Genomic DNA, 3,451 nt, shown 5'->3' with positions numbered 1-3,451 from the left:
TGGCAGGCCGCTGCGTACCGGATTGACCTTCGAGATTTTTGACGAGAACCGCAACCTGGTGCTGCGCTTTCCTTTTGCGCTCGCGGCCGAAAAGGCCGGGGCACCCCCTTAATCCCGAATTGCCTGGCCGATCACCTGCAGGGGCCATACAGGTCGCCTCATGCGGATCCTATCCTTCCGCCTTGAAGTTTCTGGCTTCCTTCTCGACCTTGGGGTTGTCCTTGCCATGCTTTTGCATGAGCTCCTTGGCTTGCTTGGGTGAGACGTCGGTGGTCTCTGCCAAGCGCAATGCCTTCTTGTCCTTGCTTTCGGTCTTCTGCTTCTTGGCCGTCATGGCTCTTGAACTCCCTTGAAGCCTTTTCCGATCGATCTTTGCCGGTGCGAACACCTGAGCATGTCCAGATGAACACTTTCGTTGCCTGGCCTGCTTCGATGACGAGACGTCAACGAGACGATGCCGGTCAGGTTCCGTGCATCGCCTGCTCATGTCCAAACTTGTCACGCCACGCGGCGGTACCGATGGCGGTCGCGGATGAACTCATTGAAGAAGCGGCCTTTTGAGGAAGCTTTGGTGAAAGCGGCATAAGTTGCCGGTGCAACATCCTCATATTCGTAGCGTCTGCCGCTCGGCACAAACCAGACCGACAGGATCCTGGTGGCGGGATCGTATTGCGCATTTCGGATCACGGTCGATGGCATGGTCGCACCCGACAGGTCTGCCCGAATAACCCGTTAGCGATCGTCAGGTTCCGCCGATATCCTGGCGTCACGCACCGCGACTACCGGTCGCGCGGGTTGCCGAACTTCGGGTCGCGCTTCCTTGAATATCGGTCGATGCGTGGCAGGCTGTCATCAAACTCGATCCACGGCAGCCTCAGGTCCCAATAGGCATGGGCTTGCGGCCGAAACCCTTCAGGGTTGTCAAAGAAGCCGATCGTCACATAGAACTCGTCCGGCAGGCCTTCGTCGCTATAGCCTATCGAGCTTCCACAGTCTGGGCAGAACGTGCGGGTGACGCCTGGCGTTTGGGAAAAGGCCTTCGGCGTCCCTCTAAGGAGCTGAAATTGCTTCGGCCGGTAACCAACCCAGATCGTCAGCGGACTTCCGATGGCCCGGCGGCAATCGTCGTCGTGATCGTAGCATATCCAGAAAGGCTCTCCGTCCAGGGCTGCGGCGATCCCTCCGCAGAAGCAGGCTCCGGTTTTCGCGCCGCATCGTCTGTCCACCCTGTTGCGCCTAAGAGAGAGCGGCCGAGTGGCCGCTCCCGTTCAAGGTGAAGTCCTTGAAATCATGCATCGTGATGCTCGGGCATGCTCTTGAGCTGATCCTTGGTCCAGTTCGTCACCGCGTGAACGTCGCCGTCTTCATCGCGCATGAATTCCAACTGGCTTGCGGGAACGGCCACCGGCTTGGCGCCAATGCCGAGAAAGCCGCCGACATCGATGACGACCTGACTGGCGGCTCCTGAGCCGTGCACATGCGAAACGCTGCCGACTTTGTTGTCGTCTGCGTCGTAAATCGTGGCGTCTTCGAGAATGTCTGGTGTCAGTTCGGTGCTTGTGAGGCGTACGTGGTTGGTGTGATCCATCTTTCGAGACTCCTGTTGGGTGGAATATTTGAACCTCTCAGCCGAGCAATCGTTCCGAACAATTCCGGGGGCGACGGACGGACGACGCAAGGACGCTAGAAGCCTCAACTCAGCCTCCGTCCGAATTGACTCGCAAAGCTCCGTACGGAAGCGTACAAAAGGAAATCGTCAGCAGCACAGTTGGGGCGCTGACGCTTGGGAGTGACCATCGCTCTTGCCCATCACGAGGCATGGTGTTGCACGGCGAAGGAGCCCGAGCACCCCGGTCTGCCATTGGGCGCGATGACCGCGCTGGCGCGGGATACAGGCGCCACTGAACAACAGATACGCGAAATCATATCGCTCCTCGGGTTCGATCGCGCCTCTATCCTGCGGGAGGCTCGTTTGCTGGCGAAAGATAGTCAGCCAACAAGGCCTTCGAGTCTTCAGCAGTAACTGTCGGTTTCATACCAACGCGCCCGCCCGTCTAGTGCTGCGCGAGACGAAGTCTATGGTTCGTTACCGTCCGCTCGTTCGACGGGCGCGGCCGGCTAAGAGATCCCAGTGCTCTTGCCCAAGGGAAAAGAGTCTCGTGGATTACCAGACACTGCAAGCCAAGAGCGAATTGCTTCGCCGGATGAGCGCGGACGATTTCGCGCGGCTACGTCCGCATCTGGCGAGTGTTTTTCTTGAGTTGCGCGCGCCGCTGGAGACCGCGGGGCAGAAGATCGAAGCCGTCTATTTTCTGGAAAGCGGGCTGGCCTCGGTAGTGGCGAGGACTTCGCCTGCGACCGAAGCCGAAGTCGGAATCATCGGGTTCGAAGGAATGACCGGTTCGGCCCTGGTCATGGGGGACGACCAGGCCAACTTTGATTGTTACGTCCAGTCGACATGCGAGGCTCTCCGGATAGAGGCTGCCCCCTTCGTCGAAGCCCTGGAGGACAGCCCTACATTGCGGTCGTTCCTGTTGCGCTATGTCCAATATTTCCATGTTCAGACAAGCTATACGGCATCGATCAACGCGCGGCAGAGCCTGGAAGTTCGACTGGCAAGATGGCTTTTGATGTGCAGCGACCGCACTGTCGGCGACAGGCTTATGATAACCCATGAATTTCTGTCCATCATGCTTGGTGTGAGGCGTCCGGGGGTTACCGTCGGCCTCCAGATGATCGAAAGTTACGGTTATATCCGAGCGCGCCGCGGAGAGATTACGATCCGCGATCGAGACGGTCTCATGACGTTGGCGCGAGATTCTTACGGTCCACCCGAAACCCAGTACCGCCGGCTGATCGGAGATTTGGGCTCGAAGCATCCCGCGAGGCAGGAGCGGCCTCTCGTTTGAGCGCGCCGGGCCAACAGAGGCTTCTCCGCCACAGAGCCGCCAGCGGACATTTCGAGTGGCCGGCGCGATGATGCCGGTGAGACACCGTTGCCTAAACCCGCGCCGGCCACTGCGGCATGTTTTGGGGATGCCGCGTTGCCAATCTAGTTGCCGACAAGCAACTGGCAACGAAAGCTCACGGTTTGGTAAGAACCGTACGTACATGCACGCAAACTCCCTCGGTCGCGTTCAAGGCATGCTCGCGAAATCCTGAGTTGAATACAGTCCCTCGATAAAATCCGGATTGGCAGGCCCTGTCCGTCGTTGTGGTGACGTCCGCAGGGTGGGTGCAGATTGGCTGGCCAGGTTCCGATATTGCCAGGCGGGCTGGCCTTCACCATCTTAGCTGGGATGGCGACACCCAAATCGAAAACACTCGACTCCGGCTCATCCGGGCTTCAGCACGATCTCTTTGGTGCTGCCGACGACCTACCGGAAGGTTTCTTCTATCAGCCCGAGTTGATCACGGCGCAAGAAGAAACGGAACTCGCCCGGCATCTGGA

General features: G+C 58.8%; 5 protein-coding genes and 1 pseudogene. 2 read left to right on the top strand and 4 right to left on the bottom strand.

The annotated features are described in order from the left end of the window. Positions 1 to 169: 169 nt before the first annotated feature. The 4 genes from EN994_RS23225 to EN994_RS23210 form a co-directional block, all read right to left on the bottom strand. Positions 170 to 334: a hypothetical protein gene (locus tag EN994_RS23225; protein WP_013531536.1), complete on the bottom strand. Its 165-nt coding sequence runs from the start codon at positions 332 to 334 to the stop codon at positions 170 to 172. Positions 335 to 498: 164 nt separating this feature from the next. Next, the gene (locus tag EN994_RS23220; protein WP_013531537.1) at positions 499 to 699 is read right to left on the bottom strand and encodes a KTSC domain-containing protein; all 201 of its coding nucleotides are present in this window, start codon (positions 697 to 699) and stop codon (positions 499 to 501) included. Between the two features lie 80 nt (positions 700 to 779). Beyond that, positions 780 to 1,226, bottom strand: a complete 447-nt coding sequence (locus EN994_RS36780) for a GFA family protein (RefSeq protein WP_063168030.1) — start codon at positions 1,224 to 1,226, stop codon at positions 780 to 782. Positions 1,227 to 1,288: 62 nt separating this feature from the next. Further along, a complete protein-coding gene (locus EN994_RS23210) occupies positions 1,289 to 1,588 on the bottom strand; it encodes a PRC-barrel domain-containing protein (protein ID WP_013531539.1) in 300 nt (99 codons plus the stop codon). Between the two features lie 571 nt (positions 1,589 to 2,159). Between EN994_RS23210 and EN994_RS23200 the strand changes: the two genes are divergently transcribed. Further along, positions 2,160 to 2,909, top strand: a complete 750-nt coding sequence (locus EN994_RS23200; RefSeq protein ID WP_082826458.1) for a Crp/Fnr family transcriptional regulator — start codon at positions 2,160 to 2,162, stop codon at positions 2,907 to 2,909. 333 nt (positions 2,910 to 3,242) lie between these two features. Further along, positions 3,243 to 3,451: pseudogene (locus tag EN994_RS23195) on the top strand (hypothetical protein); the annotation flags it as partial.

The sequence above is a fragment of the Mesorhizobium sp. M7A.F.Ca.CA.002.09.1.1 genome (genome assembly GCF_003998555.1).
GTDB classification, from domain to species: domain Bacteria; phylum Pseudomonadota; class Alphaproteobacteria; order Rhizobiales; family Rhizobiaceae; genus Mesorhizobium; species Mesorhizobium ciceri.
Note: the sequence above shows the minus strand (reverse complement) of the source record. Positions and strands in the feature narration are given on the sequence as shown.

What these genes read in the sequence shown, in the direction of transcription:
- EN994_RS23225 (WP_013531536.1), bottom strand. Translation starts at nt 334, where the DNA reads ATGACGGCCAAGAAGCAGAAGACCGAAAGCAAGGACAAGAAGGCATTG.
- EN994_RS23220 (WP_013531537.1), bottom strand. Translation starts at nt 699, where the DNA reads ATGCCATCGACCGTGATCCGAAATGCGCAATACGATCCCGCCACCAGG.
- EN994_RS23210 (WP_013531539.1), bottom strand. Translation starts at nt 1,588, where the DNA reads ATGGATCACACCAACCACGTACGCCTCACAAGCACCGAACTGACACCA.